Raw genomic sequence first — 22,955 nt, 5'->3', positions numbered from 1 at the left:
ATCAATTCTTTGAGAAAAACCAAGTTTTGAGCGCTTATGGTTGTTCAAATACCAATTTGGCTTATTGATAGGGAAATAACGCTGTAATACCCTCTGTGCAAGCTCTTGTGCTAGGCGCAATGGTGATAATTACGTTGGTGTTGAAGACTATTTTAGTTGAAAAGAGCGATCGCTATGCCTTTCTTTGCAACTCTTGGTTCACCCATTTTTTGATGAGTTAGGAAAAATAGCAGTATATGTACTACATAAAGATATTTAACAAAGTGTTTTCAAAAATAAGTACCCTGAGTAATGTTTGTTCTGGCTCTCGGAAAAATCGGCTAGCCGAGAGTTACGTGTCAAATACATCACTACCAGGCTAGAGAAAAGTTCAGAATGGTTATGTTTTCCCTAAACCAAATACCAATGCTCAGACGTATATTATCTGCGTCGCTACTTAGTTTGATCCCTTCAGTTGCTAGTTTAATATCCTTAGAGGTTTTTTCCGCCGCAGCGTTGGGCCAACCGCCTGCTGCGTCTGTTGAAACCAAACTCAAAGTGCCTAGTAGCATGAACTATGCACCCTTCAATATTAACCGTTACTTGAAAGTACCCCCCAACTTCTCCATCGCTGTTTATGCTCGCATTAACAAAGCTCGCTTTATGGCAGTGGCTCCCAATGGGGATCTTTTAGTATCACAACCCAGTACGAATAAAGTATTAATTGTCCGGCCAAATGGCAGCAAAGACCCAATTATTTCGGACTTTGTGACGGGCCTACGCAAGCCACACGACATTGTGTTTCATAAGATAAACAACACCACATACGTTTATATCTCTGAAACTCATCAAATTAACCGTTTCATCTACAACTCTGGAGACTTAACCGCAAAAAATCGTCAAATTGTTGTAACTGGTTTACCAGACAGCAGTACAGGAGAACTCAAAGGCGCTTATGGTCACGAACTGAAAAACATCGCCCTTGATGCCAACCACAAACTGTATGTGTCCATTGCCTCTACCTGCAATGCCTGCAAGGAAGATACTGTTAGTAACCCAGTGCGTGGTGCAGTTTACCAGTACAACGCAGATGGAAGCAATCGGCGGCTGTTTGCCCAAGGCTTACGTAATGCCGAAGGATTAGCATTCTTGCCTAACACAAATGACCTTTGGGTAGTTGTTAATAATCGAGATAACATTGCCTATCCCTTCAACGATGGCAGTGGCAATTACGGTAAAATTATCCCTTCCTACGTGGATAACCACCCACCAGAGGAGTTTACGCGAGTTCGAGATGGCGGTAACTATGGTTGGCCATTTTGCAACCCCAATCCTGATACTTCAAATGGCGTGAACAATATGCCCTTTGACCGCGACTATGAGTTCAATGCTAATGGCAAGGTTAATTGCAATGCAATGGACAGGATTAGCAAGGGTATCCAAGCCCATTCCGCTCCCTTGGGACTAACATTTTTACAAAATACCAACTTTCCCAGCCTGTACTCAAATGGGGCAGTGGCGGGGCTGCATGGTTCATGGAATCGACAGAAGAAAACGGGCTACAAAATAGCTTACTTTCCCTGGAACAATAGCACAAAGACTCCAGAGCAGGAGATGGATTTAGTCAACGGTTGGCTAGTTCCAGGAACACAAGAAATCTGGGGGCGACCCGTAGATATGGTAGTCGATCAACAAGGTAGTTTGTTAATTTCGGATGATTATAGCGGCACCATCTACAAGCTCTCCTACACACCGTCAGTCAAGGTGGTTAAGGTCTACAGAGATGCTAATTCTGCTGGTTCTTCCCAGTCTTTTTCTACAACTCCAGGAGTATACAAAGCCAACCAAGGCGACTTAAAGGTTGTGGGAAATGACGCTATTAGCTCATTAAGTGTACCATCAGGTACTGTAGTACGTGTCTGCCAACATGAAACTGGTGGTCGATGCCGTGAGTTTAGCGCTGGTGATTATAAATCCGTTGGGGCTGACTTCGATAACATAATCTCGTTTATAGAAGTTAAGTAGCACCACTCGCCTGATTTGAAATTTTGCCCCTTCCCAAAACGGGAAGGGGTTTAAGTTTTTTGCTAAGGTTTGTAATGAGCAATTCAGAAAATTCATTGCGATCGCTCAATCATGTTAGATTATAGTTTGTTGTTTCTCTCAAACACAAAATCCGACAGTTTCCTACCCATCTCCTCATTGCAATCATCAAAGAAAAGAAGTAAAAGTTAAGTTTTTTGAAAATGATATGCAGCAACACACCTATTTTCATTACCTCATATCGCTTATCAGACAAGACTTAGAACCACAATTGAATATGATTGTCAAAGCAAAAATTAAATAAATATGAATTGCATTTTTACCCTCAAAAAAATGATATGTTAGATACAGAATTGAATTTCGCACGTTTCTGGAGTAGAACGATGTAGACTACTCCAGTTTTTCACCCTCAAACCCTTGGCATTTACTGCTTTTGACGGAATTTGAGGGCAACCTGAGTACACATTTAAATAACCCAAACCCAGTTACAAGTAGATTAAATTCCTTACTGGGATTGGGTTTTGACTGAGTACAAAGAAATCCTGAACCCCTATCTATAAACACTAGAACCCCAACCAAAAAATACTAGAACCCCTACCCGAAAAAAAGTTTTTTAATTCTTGTAACGCTTGAAGAATTAGGGTTTTTAGTATTTGAGTACAAAAGTAATAAATCCAATAAATTCTATCCTAGAGAGACGCAACATCTGGCTGGGAGACGGCTGCTATAAATCTTATATCGCCAATCACCCAACGCTCTGAAACAAAACAAAGCGAAGGGTGAGTGGAGGGATGACATAGCACCATGCCTGAAGTGAAGAGAAGTCGCGGCTGTAAGCACAAATTCTACCCAAGAACCGAACGTTGACACACACCAGCCGAACATCAGATATCTATCGCCTGCCTGACTTGAAAACAAGTCGCCCTCACCCAAGGGTTTGCAGGCAGTGTGGAAGACGCGACTTCAATTCTGGGCATGAAAGAGTAGTAACAGCATCTCCCACAGTGGCAGCCGAGTCCACCGACCTTTTTGCGAAACTCAATGACATCACCGTCTACACGACTCCTCAACTCCAACGCTACGGAATCGCCAACCCAAGCAAAATCCGGTGATTGCGGCTGCGACAGCAACAGCAGCACCACCGTGGAAAGAGACGAAAAGCTCCAAGAACGCATTGCTAAACATCCCTGCTACAGCGAAGACGCTCATCACCACTACGCCCGGATGCACGTTGCAGTTGCACCAGCTTGCAACATTCAATGCAACTATTGCAACCGCAAATATGATTGCGCTAACGAAAGCCGTCCTGGAGTAGTTAGCGAATTGCTAACACCAGAAGAAGCTGCACATAAAGCTTTGGTCATTGGTGGTAAAATTCCGCAAATGACAGTTGTGGGAATTGCCGGCCCTGGCGACCCATTGGCGAACCCAGAAAAAACCTTCCGCACATTTGAGTTGATTGCAGCACAAGCACCAGACATCAAGCTTTGCTTATCAACCAATGGTTTAATGCTGCCCGACTACATCGATCGCATTAAACAATTAAATATAGATCACGTGACGATCACCATTAACATGGTAGATCCAGAGATCGGTGCTAAGATTTATCCTTGGGTTCACTACAGACGCAAGCGTTATAGAGGCATTGAAGGCGCAAGAATCCTCCACGAAAGACAGATGGAAGGATTGCAAGCCCTGAAAGATGCTGACATCTTGTGCAAAGTTAACTCCGTGATGATTCCCGGAATTAATGACCATCACTTAGTCGAAGTGAATCGAGTCATCCGTGAGAAAGGTGCATTCTTGCACAACATCATGCCATTGATTTCTGCACCAGAACATGGCACACACTTCGGTTTAACAGGTCAACGCGGCCCCACACCCAAAGAACTCAAAGAAGTTCAAGACAACTGCTCTGGTAACATGAAAATGATGCGTCACTGTCGCCAGTGTCGTGCCGATGCAGTCGGATTGTTGGGAGAAGACCGCAGCCAAGAGTTTTCCAAAGAGAAATTCTTGGAAATGGCTCCCGAATATGACATGGAACAACGCGCTACTGTTCACGAAGGAATTGAGAAGTTTAAAGAAGAACTTAAAGTAGCCAAAGATAAGGCGCTAGCTGGTAAGAAAATTGCCAACAGTCCGAAAGTTTTAGTTGCAGTAGCAACCAAAGGCGGCGGATTAGTCAACCAACACTTCGGTCATGCGAAAGAATTCCAAATTTACGAAGTGGGTGGAAACGAAGTTCGCTTTGTCGGTCATCGCAAAATTGACCAATACTGCCAAGGTGGATACGGCGAAGAAGCTTCTTTTGAGCATATTATGAAAGCGATCGCAGATTGCAAAGCAGTTTTAGTCTCCAAGATTGGTAACTGTCCTCAAGAAAAATTGCAAGAAGCTGGAATCAAGACTATTGAAGCTTACGACGTAATTGAAAAGGTTGCTTTAGAGTTCTACGAGCAATACGTTAAGGAATTAGGGAATAACGAATAGGGAATAGGTTACAGGGGACAGGGGAGAGATTATTACCTATCACCTGTCACCTGTAACCTCTCCCCTGACTCTAATGCCCCATTCCCAAAAGGAGAATAAATCATGGCTTACCAAATTCTTACTAGCCAGTGTATTTCCTGCAATCTCTGTCTAACGGTATGTCCCACAAATGCAGTTAAAGTGGTTGACGGACAGCACTGGATTGACCCTGAACTTTGTACAAATTGTGTTGGTAGCATTTATACCGTACCTCAGTGTAAAGCTGGTTGTCCCACCTGCGACGGTTGCGTTAAGCAGCCTAGCGATTACTGGGAAGGCTGGTTTGCCAATTACAACCGCGTAGTCGCTAAATTAACAAATAAACAAGATTACTGGGAACGCTGGTTTAACAGCTATTCTCAGAAATACTCTGAGCAGTTGCAAAAGCGTCAATCCCAATCAGTGGGTTCTGAAGCTTAATTAAATAATTCCTAATTCTTAATTGAAGACAACAATGCAAAATAACTGCATCTATCTCGATAATAATGCCACCACTAAGGTAGACCCAGAAGTTATAGAGGTAATGTTACCTTACCTCACAGATTATTACGGCAATCCCTCCAGTATGCACACCTTTGGTGGGCAAGTCGGTAAAGCAGTGAGAACCGCAAGAGAACAACTTGCAGCTATGCTGGGAGCCGATGAGTCAGAAATTGTCTACACAAGTTGTGGTACTGAGGGAGATAACGCGGCGATTCGAGCCGCACTGTTAGCGCAACCAGAAAAGCGACACATCGTCACTACCCAAGTTGAACATCCAGCAGTACTCAATGTCTGCAAACAATTAGAAACCCAAGGTTATAGTGTTACCTATCTATCAGTAAATCATCAAGGGCAGCTGGATCTAGATGAACTAGAAGCTTCCTTGACGGGTAACACCGCCTTGGTGACAATTATGTATGCTAACAATGAAACTGGCACGATTTTCCCGATTGAACAAATTGGGTTGCGCGTCAAAGAATCTGGTGCTATCTTCCATGTAGATGCGGTGCAAGCAGTGGGAAAAATCCCGTTGAATATGAAGACTAGCACCGTAGATATGTTAACCCTGTCTGGTCACAAGCTACACGGTCCGAAAGGGATTGGTGCTTTATATATTCGGCGCGGGGTTCGGTTCCGTCCCTTCATTCTTGGGGGACACCAAGAACGCGGACGTAGGGCGGGAACTGAGAATGTTCCAGCAATTATCGCCTTGGGCAAAGCTGCGGAACTAGAACTGTTACACTTAGAAGAAGCGATCGCAAGAGAAAGAAAGCTGCGCGATCGCTTGGAACAAACTTTACTCGCTAAAATTCCTGATTGTGTAGTCAACGGTGACGTTACGCAGAGATTGCCAAACACCACAAATATCGGCTTCAAGTACATCGAAGGTGAAGCAATTCTACTGTTATTGAACAAATACGGTATCTGTGCATCATCCGGTTCTGCTTGCACCTCTGGTTCTCTGGAACCCTCCCACGTCCTGCGGGCAATGGGCTTACCCTATACAACTTTGCACGGTTCAATTCGCTTCAGTCTTTGTCGCTACACCACAGAAGCCGAAATCGATCAAGTAATAGAGGTAATGCCCAGCATTGTAGAACGTTTACGCGCCCTCTCACCCTTCAAAAATGATGATGCAGGTTGGTTGCAAGGACAAGAACAAGCATTGGCGCATCGTTAATTAGGGAATAGGGAATAGGTTACAGGGAACAGATTATTCCCTATCACCTGTCCCCTGTCCCCACTCAGCACTCACCACTCAGCACTCGGAACTTAATATGTGGGACTACACCGATAAAGTATTAGAACTGTTTTACGATCCCAAGAATCAGGGAGAAATTGAAGAAACGGGCGAAGCTGGAGTTAAGGTTGCAACGGGCGAAATCGGCAGCATTGCTTGCGGCGATGCTCTGAGATTGCACCTGAAAGTGGAAGTAGAATCTGATAAGATTCTAGATGCTCGCTTTCAAACCTTTGGTTGTACTAGTGCGATCGCATCTTCTAGTGCATTAACCGAAATGGTCAAAGGTTTAACCTTAGACGAAGCCCTGAAAGTGTCCAATAAAGACATTGCAGATTACCTGGGTGGTTTACCAGAAGCAAAGATGCATTGCTCTGTCATGGGACAAGAAGCTCTAGAAGCCGCTATCTACAACTATCGTGGCATACCTCTAGCTACCCACGATGATGATGATGAAGGTGCATTAGTTTGCAGTTGCTTTGGCATCAGCGAGTCCAAAATTCGTCGCGTGATTCTAGAAAATCATCTCACGGATGCCGAACAAGTAACAAATTATGTAAAAGCTGGTGGCGGATGCGGTTCCTGTCTGGCGAACATTGATGATATTATTAGATCAGTTCAACAGGAATACGCCTCACCTGCTCTCAACAATTACGGCGTAAAAGTTGCCACAGAAATTGTTACATCTAAGGAACGAGCGCTAACAAACGTCCAAAAGATTGCTCTAATTCAAAAAGTTCTTGATGAAGAAGTCAGACCCGTACTCATTGCAGACGGGGGAGATGTAGAACTCTATGATGTAGAAGGTGATCGCGTTAAAGTTGTACTGCAAGGTGCTTGCGGTTCCTGTTCTAGTAGTACAGCAACTCTGAAAATTGCGATCGAAGCCAGATTACAAGATCGTGTCAGCAAGAGCCTTGTAGTCGAAGCAGTTTAGGAATTGCTGTAGGACTTAACGTATTCTACAAATACGCTCTAATATGCATTCAGCCAGGAACAGAAAGTAGGATTTGAACCATATAATTGTCTCCACATCAATGCTTCAATCCTACCGACAACCGATAGCTAATTTAGCTATGACGGCTAACAGCATATAGGCAAAAAGATTAAGCGCCTACTTGCAAATTTCATCATCCAACTCGCTTCAAAGGAACAGGATATGAGCACATTGTACGACAACATTGGTGGACAACCAGCTATTGAACAAGTAGTAGATGAACTCCACAAACGCATTGCCGCAGACAGCCTCCTCAATCCCATTTTTGCTGGTACAGACATGGCAAAGCAACGCAATCATCTAGTTGCTTTCTTAGGTCAAATATTTGAAGGGCCAAAGCAATACGGCGGTCGTCCAATGGACAAAACCCACGCTGGAATGAACTTGCAGCAACCACACTTCGATGCGATCGCCAAGCATCTCGGTGAAGCAATGGCTGTGCGTGGAGTGTCAGCAGAAAACACCAAAGCTGCACTAGATCGCGTCACAAATATGAAGGGCGCTATTTTGAACAAGTAATAGGACTTATGCATTGATTGTTGACAAATAACAACATCAAGTCCTATTGAATCTTGCAAGCTGAAACACATTATGACGTATTTGTAAATCGCGTAATTTTCTTTGTTCTTTGTCAAAACAAATGACAAAGGACAAAGGACAAAAAATCAAAAGAAAAAAATTTTAACGAGGAAGATCGATGAACTTACTGTCAATAATTTTGGCTGTGGAGCGATCGCCCCCAGCAGGCATTTATGCCAACGCTACCAACGATGCTCTACACGCGCTCACTACTGTCGCTCAACTGGCGTGAACGCAACTGACAAACGCACAGACCCACCAACCAACCAATTGCAGGGAAACACGAACAATGACAGACGAAAACATTAGACAGATAGCTTTCTACGGTAAGGGCGGTATCGGTAAATCTACCACCTCCCAAAACACCTTAGCAGCTATGGCAGAAATGGGTCAACGCATCCTCATCGTCGGTTGCGACCCTAAAGCTGACTCCACCCGTTTGATGCTGCACAGCAAGGCTCAAACAACCGTTCTTCACCTCGCCGCAGAACGTGGTGCAGTAGAAGATATCGAACTCGAAGAAGTAATGTTAACCGGTTTCCGTGACGTTCGTTGCGTAGAATCTGGTGGGCCAGAACCCGGTGTAGGTTGCGCCGGTCGTGGTATCATCACCGCCATCAACTTCTTAGAAGAAAATGGTGCTTACCAAAACCTAGACTTCGTATCTTACGACGTATTAGGTGACGTTGTGTGTGGTGGTTTTGCAATGCCTATCCGCGAAGGTAAGGCACAAGAAATCTACATCGTTACATCTGGTGAAATGATGGCGATGTATGCTGCTAACAACATTGCTCGTGGTGTTCTTAAGTATGCTCACACCGGTGGCGTGCGCTTGGGTGGTTTAATTTGTAACAGCCGTAACACAGACCGGGAAATCGAATTGATCGAAACCTTGGCAAAACGGTTGAACACCCAAATGATTCACTACGTACCTCGCGACAACATTGTTCAACACGCAGAATTGCGCCGGATGACTGTTAACGAGTACGCACCAGAAAGCAACCAAGCTAACGAATATCGGACATTGGCTCAGAAAATTATCGACAACAAAAATCTAGCTATTCCTACACCCATCGAAATGGAAGAACTAGAAGAATTGTTGATTGAATTCGGTATCCTCGAAAGCGACGAAAATACTGCAATGCTAGTTGGCAAAAGTGCTGCTGAAGCTCCTGTAGTCTAAGTCGCTGCTAAGAAATAACGCTTTAGCACAAGGAAAAAGGAAAAAGGAAGAATCTTACATTTGACCTTTTACCTTTTACCTTTCCCTCTAATCTCCCCCCTAATCTTAGAGGGGACTCCTAGTCCCCCTATGCCCCGATCCTTACGAGTCACAGAGGCTAAATATGACACCTCCAGAAAATCAAAACATCATCGAAGAAAGAAAAGAACTAATTAAAGAAGTTCTAGAGGCTTATCCCGATAAAGCTAAGAAAAAACGGGAAAAGCACTTAAGTGTATACGAAGAAGGTAAGTCCGATTGCGGCGTTAAGTCTAACATCAAATCCCTTCCTGGTGTAATGACCGCTCGTGGTTGTGCTTACGCCGGTTCTAAAGGTGTGGTTTGGGGTCCTATTAAGGACATGATCCACATCAGCCACGGGCCTGTAGGTTGCGGTTACTGGTCTTGGTCTGGTCGTCGTAACTACTACATCGGCACCACAGGTATTGATACCTTTGGTACCATGCACTTCACCTCTGACTTCCAAGAAAGAGATATCGTGTTTGGTGGTGACAAGAAACTTACCAAGCTCATCCAAGAACTTGATGTACTTTTCCCCCTCAACCGTGGTGTTTCCATTCAATCAGAATGCCCCATCGGTCTAATTGGGGATGACATCGAAGCTGTTGCTCGGAAGACAGCCAAAGAAATTGGCAAGCCAGTTGTACCTGTGCGTTGCGAAGGCTTCCGGGGTGTTTCCCAATCTTTGGGACACCACATTGCTAACGACATGGTTCGTGACTGGGTTTTCACCAGATCCGACCAAGCTAAGAAAGACGGTACACTCAAGTTTGAAGGTACTCCTTATGATGTAGCCATCATTGGTGACTACAACATCGGTGGAGATGCTTGGGCTAGCCGCATCCTGTTAGAAGAAATCGGCTTGCGCGTAGTCGCTCAGTGGTCAGGTGATGGCACCATCAACGAAATGTTGATGACCCCCAATGTGAAGATGAACCTCATCCACTGTTACCGGTCGATGAACTACATCAGCCGTCACATGGAAGAAGCTTATGGTATACCCTGGTTGGAATACAACTTCTTCGGCCCCACCAAGATTGCTGAATCTTTACGGGAAATCGCTTCCAAGTTTGACGAAACAATCCAAGCAAACGCTGAGAAAGTTATCGCCAAGTATCAGCCAACAATGGATGCGGTAGTTGCTAAGTACCGCCCCCGCTTGGATGGTAAGACTGTTGCCATCATGGTTGGTGGTCTACGTCCTCGCCACGTTGTCCCAGCTTTCCAAGACTTGGGCATGAAGATGATTGGTACAGGTTATGAGTTCGCTCATAATGACGATTACAAACGTACCACTCACTACATCGAAAACGGCACCATCGTTTATGACGACGTTACCGCTTACGAATTCGAGGAATTTATCAAAGCGCTGAAGCCTGACCTAGTTGCTTCTGGTGTGAAAGAGAAGTACGTCTTCCAAAAGATGGGTCTTCCTTTCCGTCAAATGCACTCTTGGGATTACTCCGAACCTAGCGATCGCTCCTCAACATCATATAATACAAGGTTTTTTAGCGACGGGAGAAAAAAGAGTCTATTTCTAGCCTAAATGCAAGTTGCAGGGTTATTTAGGAACAATCTATTTTGATGCTTTAGATAGTATAACTCTTATGGAGTAAGGTTTTTAGATTTGAAAAGCATTTTGCTTAAATAATAACTGTAAAATGAAAGACTATTTTTAATGACGATTTTTTAGATTAAATGGTGCGATCGCATGATCCAGAGACACAATCAACAAAGTAAGATACGTGTTTATAGACTGCACAACCAACGAGAAATAGATGCAACTTGGTTCTCTTGATTTAGGTTAGCAGCGTTGCTGAGAGTGCCGTTTTCCAATTGATTCCAGATTTCGCCTGCCATCCTTCTGGCGATCGCTGATCCTACGAAGAAAGTCAGAGGTGAATGCCCTACTCTAGAAAATGCATCTCGTATACGATTTAGTGCTGCTTGTGCAGTTTTCCAATGTTCATCTGCGCCTGCGGGATCTATACCTCCTTTAAGTTCACCAAGAGCAATAACGTATGGCGCAACTACAGATGGTTCAATGGCATTAGATTTGTTGGCTACTAACTCTGCTGGGTTCAAGTTAAACAAACATAGATCCACATTACTTCTAACTAGCGGGACAGTCAGGTTATAAATTAGTGTGCGATTACCAATCTCGCTTTCCCAGCTTATTCCTCGTAAAGATAACTCAATTTCTGAGTCATTATTTGTCATGGCTATCCACTTTTTACTTTTTGAGTGTTGCCAGTGGTATCTTGTACCTGCGATCGTAAGAGTGGAGAGAATTGCACGAGTCAGCTTTCTTTGCGCCAACACGCCTCCAACATTTCGCATTGAACCACCAAGTGTGTCACCACGAGTCAGTAAAAACCTAAAAACCAATTCTTCTGGAAAGTTTGCACCTGCTGGTTCAAGAAAATTTTTGATCAGACCATTTACAGCCTCTACCTTATCCTCTGACATCAGGTGCGCTAGAGATTTATCAGATAAGCCTGCCGCAGTTAACAATCCCATCTCAATGCCCTTAATTTTTAGTAATTCAATAGGACTCTCAGCTTGACTAGCAGCTTCTTTAAGTGCCCTTGCTTCTGCGACGAATGGCGTAGCACGTCGATTTTTCTCCAGTGCAAGAGCCACAAAACCTGCACGAATTGCTTCATAAGTTGTTATAAGATCATCAATGGATTGAAGATGATTTTGATAGGAACACATAGGAATTAAATTTATGGCTTTTTCCATACATAAACGCACTTCCGCAATGGATCGCGTCCATGATTTCCCATTTGCTGGCTACTATTACCTTTATCACTTGGCAAAACAAGAATATTTTGAATAACAAAACCTAGCTGTTCGGCGAAATCAGAGAGAATCATATCTACTGAAATGCTTGCGCCTGCATAACGAACATTGTCGTTAACCATGAATAAAAGTGCCCCTGGTTTAAGAACACGAAAACATTCTTGTATTACACATGCCATCTCATAAAAATATCCTCTGACCATTCTTGGTATACCATTGTTATTTAATGCACCCTTTGCTTTTTGGTTATCTAAATATTTCAAGATAGCCTGCAACAAATTCTGTGAATCAGCAATAGCTAAGGCTGTTTTCCAGCCTGAGTTGATAGTCAATAAATCTTTGGGGCGATTTTCAACTGTACAACTTAGCATTTCCTGACGAAGGTTAATTAACTCCTTTTCAGAAATACCGAGTAAAGCTAGTTCCAGTGCATAAGTGCGAGTATAGTCGTATCGATTGCAATAGGGTGGGGATGTAATAATTGCATCATATACGGAATTGGCTAGGCGCGGCATAATCTCAAGACAAGATCCTCCATAAAGATGAATTTGACCTTGAGAATTTTTGATTGGGAAAAGCTCAATTTGTTGTGTACAAGGCAGTAAATCATCAATAATTTCACTTATTTTTTTGGCGATCGCATTATCAAACTCTAGAATTTCGCCTTTGTTGAAAGGTTTCTTGCTCTGTCCACGACCGGAACGATAATCCCAACGCAGATACTGTCCATCTTTACGTGTATAACTTAGGGATTCTAAAATACACAGTAAGGCAAAGTTTAAAACTGCTTGGACTCTATGATTTTCTCGTTTGCAAGCTGCAAGATACTGCTCAATTGCATTTATAGTTAGTTCAGGATAAGCTCCTTTTGTGATTCTCAATTCTGGTAAGTCTTGTTTCTGCTCACACTGCTTCCAAACCTGTAACTTTGACCAATTTTTGATCCTATCAAAATCTTCAGGAGTAAATTCAGAATCTAAAAGCTTTTTAGCATTAATTATTTGTTGACCAATGGACAATAATTCAATACCGTCAGCATCAATTCCAGCTTCACTAGCAGCAAATAGCGCAGTTCCACTGCCTGCAAATGGATCTAAAACCTTACCTTTAGTAATTTTATATCGTTGTAATAGATATTCTATAAGAGATGCAGAGAAAGCTTCTTTATATTTATACCACCGATAGATAGGTCTAGTTTTGTTAGCTTGAAAACTAACTATAAGTCGTGTCAATGAAGGATGAACTAAAAATTTACTCTGGAAGCACTGATACAGTTGCCTATCAAGATTGTCAATTTCACCTAAACCATCACTTTCCACTTCGGACACGGTATTGGAAACACTTGCTAGGCTGATCACAGATGAATTTTCCTAGAGAATTAACTAGTCAAGTTAGTATAGTTCGAAATTTTAGGGTTAGATATATGATTCGCCCAAACTTTACAAAAAGTCACTGTATATTTAGAAATTGTGTGTGAGATGCACAAGAAGTAGACTGTTGTTGCGATCGCCTTTAGGGATTATTTGTGATATGGACAAGAAGTAGACGTTGTAGCGATGTCTGCGACGGGCTGTTCGGTGTTGCCCTCACTCGGCGATCGCATTAAACTGTTATTACCTCAATTAACAATCCGGGTATCTTGCTGAAATCCCCATGATTGCGTGTTAATAAAACTCATTTACGAGATAGTGCGATCGCCTTTAAAGATTATGTGTGATATTCATAAGAAGTAGTCCCTTGGATCTATTTCCCCAACTTGACAACATAGCACTGCATATATGTAGATGATATGTGCAATGTACAGAATGATGCACAGAATCTAGATATCGCTCTGAGTGGCGATTGCGATCGTCCAATACTGAACCTGCATTATCAACCACCTTGATTGGCAACTCCCACGAACCCACGTTTTGTAATGCAACTTTGCAAAAATAGGAAGACCCGCTACTAACCTCATTCGAGATACAATATTGATGTATTGTATTTTTTAACCCTAGAAGGAAACTCATGGCAAAAATAAAAAACAATGCACAGCTAACTTTCAACGAAGTTGAACTTGAAGAACTCTCCGATGCAGAGATGAAATGGGTGATAGGAGGGGCATCGTTGGCTTCAGTGCCGCAGTTTAAAGTACCACAGTTCCAAATGCCGCAGTTCCAACTTCCTCAATTTGAATTCCAATTGCCTCAATTTGAATTCCAACTGCCCGAGTTCCAAATACCGCAGATTCAACTGCCCGAGTTCCAAATGCCCGAATTTAATTAGTCTCTCTTTGATTCCAGTAATTTGTCACAAACTCTCATACTTAGGGCTTAAATCTTACCTTCAATAACATCAAAACCATAAGGCTCGATCAACTTCAATCAACTTCTGTCACTTTCGGCGTTCTGTACTTAGTATTGTTTTCAAAGCAATTGCTCCCAAGCTATGTAATTGACTAATTTTCGACAGAACTATCCCCAGAATCAAAATTGGTTTGGAGGAGAGCTATAGGCGATGTCTACGACGGGCTACGCCTACGCAACACCTATAGATAACGTTTGCCATATTCAATTATTAGCGAGAAGTTGTAGCTCAATACACTTGAGGGACAAAGAACTGCTCATTACGAGGAGCGCGGACATAATCCTCAGCCACAGGTCTAGAGGGAAGCTCTAAGGGAGGAGGTGTCATATCTTCGTAAGGAACTTTGCTCAACAAATGATGAATACAGTTAAGCCGCGCCCGTCTTTTATCATCTGCTTCAATCGTAAACCAGGGGGCTTCTGGAATATTCGTGTAAGCAAACATGGTATCTTTGGCTTTGGAATATTCTACCCAGCGATCGCGTGATTCCAAATCCATTGGGCTAAGTTTCCAGCGCCTTGCTGGATCGTGACTGCGAGAGAGAAAGCGTTCCTCTTGCTCATCATCGCTGACGGAGAACCAGTACTTGATTAAAACAATGCCCGATCGCACCAGCATTCGTTCAAATTCCGGGCAAGATTGCATGAATTCTTGATATTCTGCTTCGGTGCAAAAACCCATCACCCGTTCAACTCCGGCTCGGTTGTACCAACTGCGATCGAACAGAACAATTTCGCCTGCTGTGGGAAGATGTTGCACATACCTCTGAAAATACCACTGAGTTTTCTCGCGATCGGAAGGAGTTCCCAGAGCAACTACACGACAGCCACGAGGATTGAGTGGATCGGCAATGCGTTTAATTACTCCTCCTTTGCCGGCAGCGTCGCGCCCTTCAAATATGACGACAACCCGATAGCCAGTGTGCTTAATCCAATATTGCATTTTGACTAGCTCAATCTGGAGTTGCTCTAGTTCAGTTTCAAAAGTCTTTTTGGGAATTTTCTTGGCAAAAGCTTCTGTGCTACCATCAAAAATCCGTTTGGATTTTTTAGCTTTTTTCTTATCTTTTGCCTTTACTAGTTTTTCTACTAAGTTTGTAGCAGTTTGAACTAGATCGTTATTTGGCTGGTTTTCAACTTCATCAATTGACATTGCAGTGACCCTATGCCATTGAATCGGCATAATTAGAGTTTATCTATCAAGTATATATTTTAATGCGGACTGAGTGTAAATATACACGTTCGCAAGTATAACAGTACCAAATATGTAATATTAAGAGATGCGAGCGCTAAAATTCAGGTTAGCAAAAGCTCAAAATTTTTCTCGCTGGAGTAAGTTTGTCTATAGCATTGATTTGCTTGTAGCTTGTTATACGATTTTACATCTTCTTTTGATAGGAGAATGCTCATTCCGTCATAACTATTGAGCTTATTCCAAAAGTTTGATTCAAACATAATTAGAAGATGTTTAGAACTAATTGGATAAACTACTTGGACACCATGTGAAGCCAGACCAGTTCCAAAATCCTCATGCTGTTTGATTACTATTGGATTATCTGAAGTCCATAGTGGAATAGAAGTTGAGTTTATACCAAATAACCAAATATGACTTGATAATCTTTTTGATATCTCTGAATCAGAACCTTGATCGAGAATATTAGAGATATAAAATAAATGCTGTGCTATTGAGTCTTCTTCTATGCCTACCTTTAATAAATCATCAAAATAAATTGAATTACTGGAAGGTTTTGGACAAGTAAAGCTAACTTTTTTAATATCTATCTTATTATTGAATAGTGCCCGATCCATTCTTTTCTTTAGATCATCTAAAGATTGAAATATTTCTTTAATTTGCCCTTTAGGCGTAGTTGTCCTGACCAACTGAAGTGCTAAAAAGACAGAGAATTTTTTCTTTGCCTCTTCATCCAGAACTCCAAGAGAATCAAATAAGTTATTTTCTTCTATTTTTTCAAGACAATTTATGATCTGTTTTAGAAAGTCTCCAAATCTTAATTCTACTTTAGCAAGCTCATTTTCCATGAATTGATATTTTGTTTTATCCTTCAATTCTTCAGGTAAAAATGAATCAGGAAAATCATTGAAATATCTCTGTTGGGCAACGTTTTTAACATGAGATTGATAGATAGATTTTTCTATCTTATCCAACACAAATAATGTATCTTTATTAGCAAATTTTTTTAAATAGCATTGAGGTACGAAGTGCTGCTTTTGAACGTTATTCATTGAAATAAATCCTCTAATCTCAAGAGATCCCTAAGTAGTATATAGTGCGATCGCTTGACTTTTAAGACAATCGCTACATATTATATTGATGTCATCGCTACGGATTCATCCGAATCAAGTCTGTTAAAATACTATCCAAGCTGCCGTTAACTTGAATGCGATCGATCTTCTCTGCAATCCGCTCTAATACTTCGAGTTCCTTCAAACGCAATGCGACGGGGTTATCCTCCATCACTTTGGCAGTGTTTAACATACTGCGAGTAGCAGCAGTTTCTTCTCTACGTCTAACTACGTTTGCTTGAGCGGCTTTTTCTGCCTCAACTACCTTGCTTAAGATAGTCTTAATTTCACCAGGCAAAATAATATCTTTGACACCTACAGAATCTACTTCAATTCCATAGTCTGCGGCTTTCTGGCGGATGTATTCAGATATACTTCTATCAATTGCACCCTTATCTTCTAACAAACCATCTAAGTTGCGTTCGCCGACCGCACCACGCAAAGCAAACTGTAATTCTTTGTACAAATAACCAGAAATATCTGACAACCCGTTTTTTGCCCTCAATGGGTCGAGTATGCGGAAGCCAGCCGTCAAGTTCAACCGCAGAGGTACTTTATCTTTTGAGAGGATGTCTTGACCGGATACTTCCATATTTTGTAGTCGGAGGTCAATTGTCTCGGTTTGAAAGGATCGGCCAAATAACCACCAAGCATGTACCCCTGGCGATCGCAGTCCTTGAAATTCTTGATTAATGTATACTAGTCCTACGTGTTGTGCTGGCACTTGGCAAATATGCAAACAGTTGCGACTGAGCAATTTAACTTCTGTTGAACCTTCAACTAATTCAGCCACTAAGCTAGGCTGTAACTGAGCATCAGCGCTAATGTCGAGAATTTCCACTGCAATACCTTGCCAAAATAGCTTGCGGCTGGTGGGTGGCAAAATAGAAATCACTTTACCTCGATAGCGCACAATTGCAACTTGTGAAGCCAGTAATTGCACTGATTCACAATAAGCAGCAATAAAGTCAGGATGTTTTTCAATGAGTACATCTTCCAGGGGGAAGTCTGGGTTAGGGATAATCCGGCTGAGAATTCGGACTGTAACATCTCTATCTACTGACCAAAAAGCATACTCTCCTGGTTCTAGAGGTCGCACAAAATTATTTTGCAGATATAGTAAACCAATCTCATACTCTGAGATTTGGAACTTTTTCAGTCCATTCAACGCAACTGAGCGCAATTGCTGTACAAAGTAATTAGGCAATTCTAAGCTTTCTTCTAAGTTGAATATATGAGATTCTACTTCAATAAAACCACGCCAAAAAGCAATCAATTTATTTGGTGCAACGCTTACCCAATTCTGACCATAGCGGACTAACGCAACTTGATTGAATGCGGTTCTGATAATCAATAAATGTTCTTGTAGTTCGGCTTCATGATTTCGCAACAACAGTTCTAGATTTTCAATCTGAGCTAATGGCTGATTCAGGTCATAAATTTTTACTTGCCAATGGCGACCAAAATATGTGTGTGTACCGGGCTGCAAAATTTTCTTAAAGTCACTGCGGTGATATAAGATGCCCATTTCGTTAGGTTTGATATAAAACGTTTCCCACATAGTAATTTGCATAAATAATTTGTGTGATAGTTTAAGTAAGCTAGGCGTAGCCCGCAACTAGCTAAGAAGATTTGATCAACACATTTATAACCTTGCTTGAACTCAAATACCACCTGTGCATAACAGCTTAAGTACTGGAGTAGACAAAATTAATTTTGAGGTTCTTTAGGCTTTACAACCCTTTAAACAAAAGCTAAAAGATTAGTTTTAGTATTTTGTACTACTATATACTACAAAAAAAATTATTTACTCTGCCAGTGCAGGTTTTTACAGTTCCGGTGCGGACAAAAGCTTCTCCAAAGCTGGATTAAGATTGCTGTTACTTTTCCCAAATTGCTCAATGGCAATCTAAAAAAGATAACCGCGCTCAAATATGCCGTTCGCTTTGCCAATCCAGAATTCCCAAAGGAAAACCAGATGTAGGAAAAGGAAGGAACATACTCAAGTTAGGGAGAGAGACAGTTGCGCTAGCTCTTTTACTGTTATAAATACCTGCATGACAGAGTAGGAAAAACAAGAAAAAACAAGAAGTTTTTTTGATTGAGGTTTTTTGAACACCCAATACATTTGTGTAGCCATAAGGCTGCCTTGTCCCTAACAAGGTGCCCGTACCCAGGGCGAGGGTTTTTGGGTGAAAGTATAGGAATCGAACCTATAACCAATCGGCGATACACCGACCGCTCTACCAAATGAGCTAACTTTCATGGTGAAATAGTTGAAAGTATTGAGCGGTATACGCTATTACCAGAGGTTAGCGTACCAGTCGGGTATACAGAACCCAAACTACAGCTTTGTGACTTTGTTACTATCCCGGTTCAAATCTAGCACAGGAAAAAAGTTAAAAGAGTGAATTCCATTCGCACTGGCTATTTTTGGCTGAGGTACACCTAAATGAGTCTTTCCTCGCAAAATAAGCAGCTTTAAAAAGGTACTTAATCAGTTTGAGTGTCACCATATTTCTGCTTGATGCGTTCCACACTTGATTTAAATTCTGCACCTTTGTTCGGGTTAATCATTGCGACATAATTTGCAAATCCGGTAATTGCGGCAATTAAATTAGTTGATTTACCCCAAGTTTTTCCTGCTAAACCTTCTTGTTCAATTTGATATAGAGTTGCACGAAAGGCTTTTAATGTCTTTTTAGATATATTTAATTGTGTATTTACAATAACACCTGTTACTTCTTGCTGCACTGATTTACCGGAAATCTTGGTTTTATTATCATTAACAGTAAAACCGTCACTAGTAATAATAAATTTAGTATTTTTAATTAAATTAGATATTTTCGATGATACATCCTCAGAAGCAGAAAATGTTAAATCGTCAGCGTACCGCGTATAACAAAACCCAAGATTTTCAGCGATCGCAGTAAGACGACTATCGAGATTACGGCAAACTAGATTAGAAATAGCGGGACTTGCAGGCGAACCTTGAGGTAAATGGCGGTTTTCTGAAGCTGTATAGTTAATTTGTCCATTTATTGCTATTTCAGCAGTTGTACAAATCAACCCTAAAATTGTCGCCGTAGATTCTGAATAACCAAACCCAGAAAATAATTCTGGTTCATCCGTTACTTTTATGGAGAATTAATAGAAAAAAATCTAATACTTTCATATCGGGCAGATTCAGGATTTGCTCTACAGTAAATTTCATAGCGATACCTACGGCACACTGCGTGAAAGCCTTAATTTTTACTGTGTTATAGTATAAATCATGCTATTTGGATTATTTCAGTATACGTGAAACTGCTACAATGCTTGCACAGTCTATGTTTTAAGGATAAATATTATTAAAATGTAGTTAATAATATTTACTAAAATTTAGTAACCACCATAAAAGCACCGGAAGAACTATAATTCTTTGACACGTTTGTAAGAAATTGACTGAAAAAAATTCTTTAAATCAATATTGACTATTACATTTGCACCAACATGGAGTTTAGCATTGGTGACTATCGAACGATTTTTACAAAAACCGTGCGCTGCATTATGAATTTCTAATTTCTCTAAAATATTCTCTAAAATCCACCTTTGAGCAGCTTTCAGTTCGGGCTTTGGTGCAGAAATAATTCTGTCTCCACCTGTCTTTTTTGAGATTTTGAAAGGGAGGTAATGTCTAGTTTGGGATGTACTAGTTGTTAAAAAGTGCAGTTTTTCCAGGCTTATCCCCATCGCCAAGGCTATTTCTTCGGCAGTATTGTATTCAGCTAAACCATGCGATCGCAAAAGTGCTAAATTATCAGTTTGCAACTTTTTTACAGGACTTACGCAACTGTCACAAGCAATGGCGCGGTGTAGCCGCGCCGTGCGCCAAACAACTAGGCAATAAACATGGGAACATTCGGACGTTTTAGTTGCTGAACTAAATAATTTGATAACAATCCATGCTTAATTTGATAGATTGTTTGACCAGTTTTATAAGCTAAATTTTTGAGCCTAAGCCAAACTAAAATAGCGCAGGCAATATGATTTCTTTGAATACGACCCTTACGACATTGGCATGATTCAATACCAGTCAATTGTTTTAATTCTCTATGAAACTCCTCAACCTTCCATCGTACCTTACACACTTTTTGTACAACGTCCGTAGAATCTTGAGATAAATCGTTTGTAGCGATAAAATCCGTTTTGTCGGTGGAGACAATTACCCGGAACAGTTTCACTTTTTTCGCTTGAGGAAACTTTTTTATTTTAACTATTTTACCTGATTTCAACTCCTCTTCATTCCAAGATAACAATTCAACTTTTTGATAATCTTCTTCACCTGCTGTATCATCAACAAGTCGATTACGTTTTAGAGGACAATAATAATATTTTCCTAATCCATCAATATATAACATCAATTTATTTGTCGCATACCAAGTGTCCATCAAGACAGCTTGAAATGGTAAAACCTTATTATACACAAGGTTTTGCAGCATCTCCATCACATGGTCTATCTTTGTTTTTCTTTTCTCGTTCTGGGTCATAAATGCGATAGTCAACTACCCAAAACTTTCCGAGTTCATGATTTACATATACACAATTTACTAGCCCAATCCCTTGAATTACACCATGCTCATTGCCACTATATTGGCGTTTACTTGGCTCTATTTCAATAGCATATCGTTTATCAATTACTGTGTCATCAAAAACCAAGTAGGCGTTCTCATTTATTTCTATTAAATCTTTCACGTTATCCCAAAGAATCCGAGGTGTTAATTTTTCGTTCTTTAAATAACGGTTGATTTTATCATGACTGATCTGCTCTAAATGCTCTGCCAAATTTGTCAGCGTATAATTAATCTGACTACTTAACAAGTACTGGCAATAGTTAAGTTTAGTAAATCTCATAAAGCTACAGGATTTATTTTATGCCTCCTCAGCTAATCTTCTCATGATTTGATGAATACTTAATACAGCCGATTACTGTTACTAATTTCAGCAATGTTCTCTGAGTACACCACCACCTTCTAGTACATAACTACTATAAAAATGCGATCGCACTGTGCCAGTTGCGTAAGTCCTGTTTTAGATTGCTTTCAGTTGCTAATGGGGTAGTGGTTAGATTTTTGCTGTACATAATGCAAAATATTTTTTAACTCTGCAAGTGCAAGTGTTTACAGTTTAGGTGTGGGCAAAAGCTTCTCCAAAGCTGGATTAAGATTGCTGTTACTTTTCTTCGACTGCTCAATAGCAATCTACAAAAAGAGAACCGCGCTCAAATATGCCGTTCGGTTGCTAATCTAGAATCTCGAAGAAAAACTAGATGTAGAAAACGAAGAAACATACTCAAGTTAGGGAGAAATGCAGTTGCGCTTGCTCCTTGACTGTGGCTACCGAACATCACCCTTACGAGTAATGACCGATAGCAAAACACTTACAGCGCAGAGTTGAGAAAAGGAGGGGTCTCGAATCTGTTAAGATCCGTACCATATTGGCTACCTTTACAGGGTAGTGTCTTTTAACCCGGACAGGGTTTTGGGTGAAAGTATAGGAATCGAACCTACAACACATCGATTATGAGTCGATCGCTCTTCCAATTGAGCTAACTTCCTCTGGGGTTTGATACAGGACTCGAACCTATGACCAATCGATTATGAGTCGATCGCTCTTCCAACTGAGCTAATCAAACGATATAGTTTAAAGTACTCGGCGGCATACGCTCATCACGCATGATAGCGCACCAGTTAGGCATATAGACCCTAAACTATAGCTTTGTAACTTTATTACTATCCCGCTTCCAATCTAGCACAGGGAAAACGCTGTAATTTATTCTTTGGGAATTCCTAGATGTTCCCTCAAATCAACGTAAGGGGTTCTATTGCTTTTACTGAGGGGCTGGTGCCAAGCCAGGAGATTAGTTAGCGCTTGCACGCCATCTTCATTGGGTTTGAGGGTCAATATTAACCTTTCACAGCGCCCATTGGCTTGATTTGCAGTGCAAACCACATTTTGTCCGTTCATTTTGCCAACAGTAATAAACCTCAAATCTCTGTCGCGGCGGTAAGTTTCTAAACGTTGGCTCACCTGTTGACAGCGCGTTAGTTTATTGTAGCCAACATCTCTGAAGTAATTGGAAGTCCAGCGAATCCAAGGCTCAGAAACACCTCTAGAATTTGTGTACACCGTCACGGGTTTGTTTCCTGATGTGTCACAATAAAATCCCCGCCTACTTTCGGCTTGACTTGGCTGATTGATGGTTGCAGTTGCACCGAGAGCGATGGCACCTGCAACCAAAACGTTTGTCAATAATGCCAATTTCATGAGTATCTCTCAAATCTTGAGTAAAAAGTTTTGATTTGCTTTGCATTTGGCATTCTCCCTACTCAATGAAGTAGGGAGACGATCGCAAGATTTAACTTC

At 41.3% G+C, this 22,955-nt stretch carries 17 protein-coding genes, 3 tRNA genes and 1 pseudogene; 9 read left to right on the top strand and 12 right to left on the bottom strand.

Annotated elements, in window-relative coordinates:
* The first annotated feature begins 375 nt into the window (after window positions 1-375).
* The 8 genes from FD724_RS05245 (at window position 376) to nifD (ending at window position 10,642) form a co-directional block, all read left to right on the top strand.
* Window positions 376-2,004, top strand: coding sequence for a sorbosone dehydrogenase family protein (locus FD724_RS05245; protein WP_179071832.1), 1,629 nt, complete (start codon window positions 376-378; stop codon window positions 2,002-2,004).
* Window positions 2,005-3,063: 1,059 nt separating this feature from the next.
* On the top strand, window positions 3,064-4,515 hold the full coding sequence (gene nifB, locus FD724_RS05240; protein ID WP_179071831.1) for a nitrogenase cofactor biosynthesis protein NifB: 1,452 nt from the start codon (window positions 3,064-3,066) through the stop codon (window positions 4,513-4,515).
* 102 nt (window positions 4,516-4,617) lie between these two features.
* Window positions 4,618-4,974, top strand: coding sequence for a 4Fe-4S binding protein (locus FD724_RS05235; RefSeq protein ID WP_179071830.1), 357 nt, complete (start codon window positions 4,618-4,620; stop codon window positions 4,972-4,974).
* Between the two features lie 34 nt (window positions 4,975-5,008).
* Window positions 5,009-6,217, top strand: coding sequence for a cysteine desulfurase NifS (nifS, locus tag FD724_RS05230; RefSeq protein ID WP_179071829.1), 1,209 nt, complete (start codon window positions 5,009-5,011; stop codon window positions 6,215-6,217).
* 97 nt (window positions 6,218-6,314) lie between these two features.
* Entirely contained in the window at window positions 6,315-7,214 is a 900-nt protein-coding gene (nifU, locus tag FD724_RS05225) for a Fe-S cluster assembly protein NifU (RefSeq protein WP_094349931.1), read from the top strand.
* A gap of 222 nt (window positions 7,215-7,436) precedes the next feature.
* Window positions 7,437-7,793 carry a group 1 truncated hemoglobin gene (locus tag FD724_RS05220; RefSeq protein ID WP_179071828.1) on the top strand — a complete coding sequence of 119 codons (357 nt, stop codon included), beginning with the start codon at window positions 7,437-7,439 and terminating at the stop codon, window positions 7,791-7,793.
* Window positions 7,794-8,142: 349 nt separating this feature from the next.
* Window positions 8,143-9,036: a nitrogenase iron protein gene (gene nifH, locus FD724_RS05215; RefSeq protein WP_114083679.1), complete on the top strand. Its 894-nt coding sequence runs from the start codon at window positions 8,143-8,145 to the stop codon at window positions 9,034-9,036.
* A gap of 163 nt (window positions 9,037-9,199) precedes the next feature.
* On the top strand, window positions 9,200-10,642 hold the full coding sequence (gene nifD, locus FD724_RS05210) for a nitrogenase molybdenum-iron protein alpha chain (protein WP_179071827.1): 1,443 nt from the start codon (window positions 9,200-9,202) through the stop codon (window positions 10,640-10,642).
* Between the two features lie 203 nt (window positions 10,643-10,845).
* On the opposite strand, the gene FD724_RS05205 is transcribed toward nifD, so the two are convergent.
* Complete coding sequence (locus FD724_RS05205) at window positions 10,846-11,814, bottom strand: type II restriction endonuclease (RefSeq protein WP_179075415.1); 969 nt, start codon at window positions 11,812-11,814, stop codon at window positions 10,846-10,848.
* A gap of 11 nt (window positions 11,815-11,825) precedes the next feature.
* The gene (locus FD724_RS05200) at window positions 11,826-13,259 is read right to left on the bottom strand and encodes a DNA methyltransferase (protein ID WP_179071826.1); all 1,434 of its coding nucleotides are present in this window, start codon (window positions 13,257-13,259) and stop codon (window positions 11,826-11,828) included.
* Between the two features lie 649 nt (window positions 13,260-13,908).
* Here FD724_RS05200 and FD724_RS05195 point away from each other — a divergent pair.
* On the top strand, window positions 13,909-14,166 hold the full coding sequence (locus FD724_RS05195) for a hypothetical protein (RefSeq protein WP_179071825.1): 258 nt from the start codon (window positions 13,909-13,911) through the stop codon (window positions 14,164-14,166).
* A 309-nt stretch (window positions 14,167-14,475) separates the two neighbouring features.
* On the opposite strand, the gene ppk2 is transcribed toward FD724_RS05195, so the two are convergent.
* The 10 genes and pseudogenes from ppk2 to FD724_RS05145 form a co-directional block, all read right to left on the bottom strand.
* On the bottom strand, window positions 14,476-15,399 hold the full coding sequence (gene ppk2, locus FD724_RS05190) for a polyphosphate kinase 2 (RefSeq protein WP_179071824.1): 924 nt from the start codon (window positions 15,397-15,399) through the stop codon (window positions 14,476-14,478).
* Between the two features lie 143 nt (window positions 15,400-15,542).
* Window positions 15,543-16,490, bottom strand: coding sequence for a DUF4238 domain-containing protein (locus FD724_RS05185; protein ID WP_179071823.1), 948 nt, complete (start codon window positions 16,488-16,490; stop codon window positions 15,543-15,545).
* A 97-nt stretch (window positions 16,491-16,587) separates the two neighbouring features.
* Window positions 16,588-18,111: a slipin family protein gene (locus FD724_RS05180; protein WP_179075414.1), complete on the bottom strand. Its 1,524-nt coding sequence runs from the start codon at window positions 18,109-18,111 to the stop codon at window positions 16,588-16,590.
* Window positions 18,112-18,739: 628 nt separating this feature from the next.
* Window positions 18,740-18,815 (bottom strand) — tRNA-Ile (locus FD724_RS05175).
* Window positions 18,816-19,043: 228 nt separating this feature from the next.
* Window positions 19,044-19,619: a reverse transcriptase family protein gene (locus FD724_RS05170; protein ID WP_256874456.1), complete on the bottom strand. Its 576-nt coding sequence runs from the start codon at window positions 19,617-19,619 to the stop codon at window positions 19,044-19,046.
* Between the two features lie 342 nt (window positions 19,620-19,961).
* Complete coding sequence (locus tag FD724_RS05165) at window positions 19,962-20,360, bottom strand: reverse transcriptase domain-containing protein (protein ID WP_256874455.1); 399 nt, start codon at window positions 20,358-20,360, stop codon at window positions 19,962-19,964.
* Window positions 20,361-20,428: 68 nt separating this feature from the next.
* Window positions 20,429-21,443, bottom strand: a pseudogene (locus tag FD724_RS05160) (transposase).
* Between the two features lie 628 nt (window positions 21,444-22,071).
* Window positions 22,072-22,147 (bottom strand) — tRNA-Met (locus FD724_RS05155).
* Between the two features lies 1 nt (window position 22,148).
* Window positions 22,149-22,224: transfer RNA gene (locus FD724_RS05150), tRNA-Met, on the bottom strand.
* Window positions 22,225-22,361: 137 nt separating this feature from the next.
* A complete protein-coding gene (locus tag FD724_RS05145) occupies window positions 22,362-22,856 on the bottom strand; it encodes a COP23 domain-containing protein (protein ID WP_179071822.1) in 495 nt (164 codons plus the stop codon).
* Between the last annotated feature and the right edge of the window lie 99 nt (window positions 22,857-22,955).

It is taken from the genome of Nostoc sp. C057 (assembly GCF_013393925.1).
GTDB lineage: Bacteria > Cyanobacteriota > Cyanobacteriia > Cyanobacteriales > Nostocaceae > Nostoc > Nostoc muscorum_A.
This window is presented reverse-complemented; position numbering and strand designations above follow the sequence as displayed.

What these genes read in the sequence shown, in the direction of transcription:
- FD724_RS05235 (WP_179071830.1), top strand. Translation starts at nt 4,618, where the DNA reads ATGGCTTACCAAATTCTTACTAGCCAGTGTATTTCCTGCAATCTCTGT.
- ppk2 (WP_179071824.1), bottom strand. Translation starts at nt 15,399, where the DNA reads ATGTCAATTGATGAAGTTGAAAACCAGCCAAATAACGATCTAGTTCAA.
- FD724_RS05180 (WP_179075414.1), bottom strand. Translation starts at nt 18,111, where the DNA reads ATGTGGGAAACGTTTTATATCAAACCTAACGAAATGGGCATCTTATAT.
- FD724_RS05195 (WP_179071825.1), top strand. Translation starts at nt 13,909, where the DNA reads ATGGCAAAAATAAAAAACAATGCACAGCTAACTTTCAACGAAGTTGAA.
- nifS (WP_179071829.1), top strand. Translation starts at nt 5,009, where the DNA reads ATGCAAAATAACTGCATCTATCTCGATAATAATGCCACCACTAAGGTA.
- nifH (WP_114083679.1), top strand. Translation starts at nt 8,143, where the DNA reads ATGACAGACGAAAACATTAGACAGATAGCTTTCTACGGTAAGGGCGGT.
- nifD (WP_179071827.1), top strand. Translation starts at nt 9,200, where the DNA reads ATGACACCTCCAGAAAATCAAAACATCATCGAAGAAAGAAAAGAACTA.
- nifB (WP_179071831.1), top strand. Translation starts at nt 3,064, where the DNA reads ATGACATCACCGTCTACACGACTCCTCAACTCCAACGCTACGGAATCG.
- FD724_RS05220 (WP_179071828.1), top strand. Translation starts at nt 7,437, where the DNA reads ATGAGCACATTGTACGACAACATTGGTGGACAACCAGCTATTGAACAA.
- FD724_RS05185 (WP_179071823.1), bottom strand. Translation starts at nt 16,490, where the DNA reads ATGAATAACGTTCAAAAGCAGCACTTCGTACCTCAATGCTATTTAAAA.
- FD724_RS05205 (WP_179075415.1), bottom strand. Translation starts at nt 11,814, where the DNA reads ATGTGTTCCTATCAAAATCATCTTCAATCCATTGATGATCTTATAACA.
- nifU (WP_094349931.1), top strand. Translation starts at nt 6,315, where the DNA reads ATGTGGGACTACACCGATAAAGTATTAGAACTGTTTTACGATCCCAAG.
- FD724_RS05145 (WP_179071822.1), bottom strand. Translation starts at nt 22,856, where the DNA reads ATGAAATTGGCATTATTGACAAACGTTTTGGTTGCAGGTGCCATCGCT.
- FD724_RS05245 (WP_179071832.1), top strand. Translation starts at nt 376, where the DNA reads ATGGTTATGTTTTCCCTAAACCAAATACCAATGCTCAGACGTATATTA.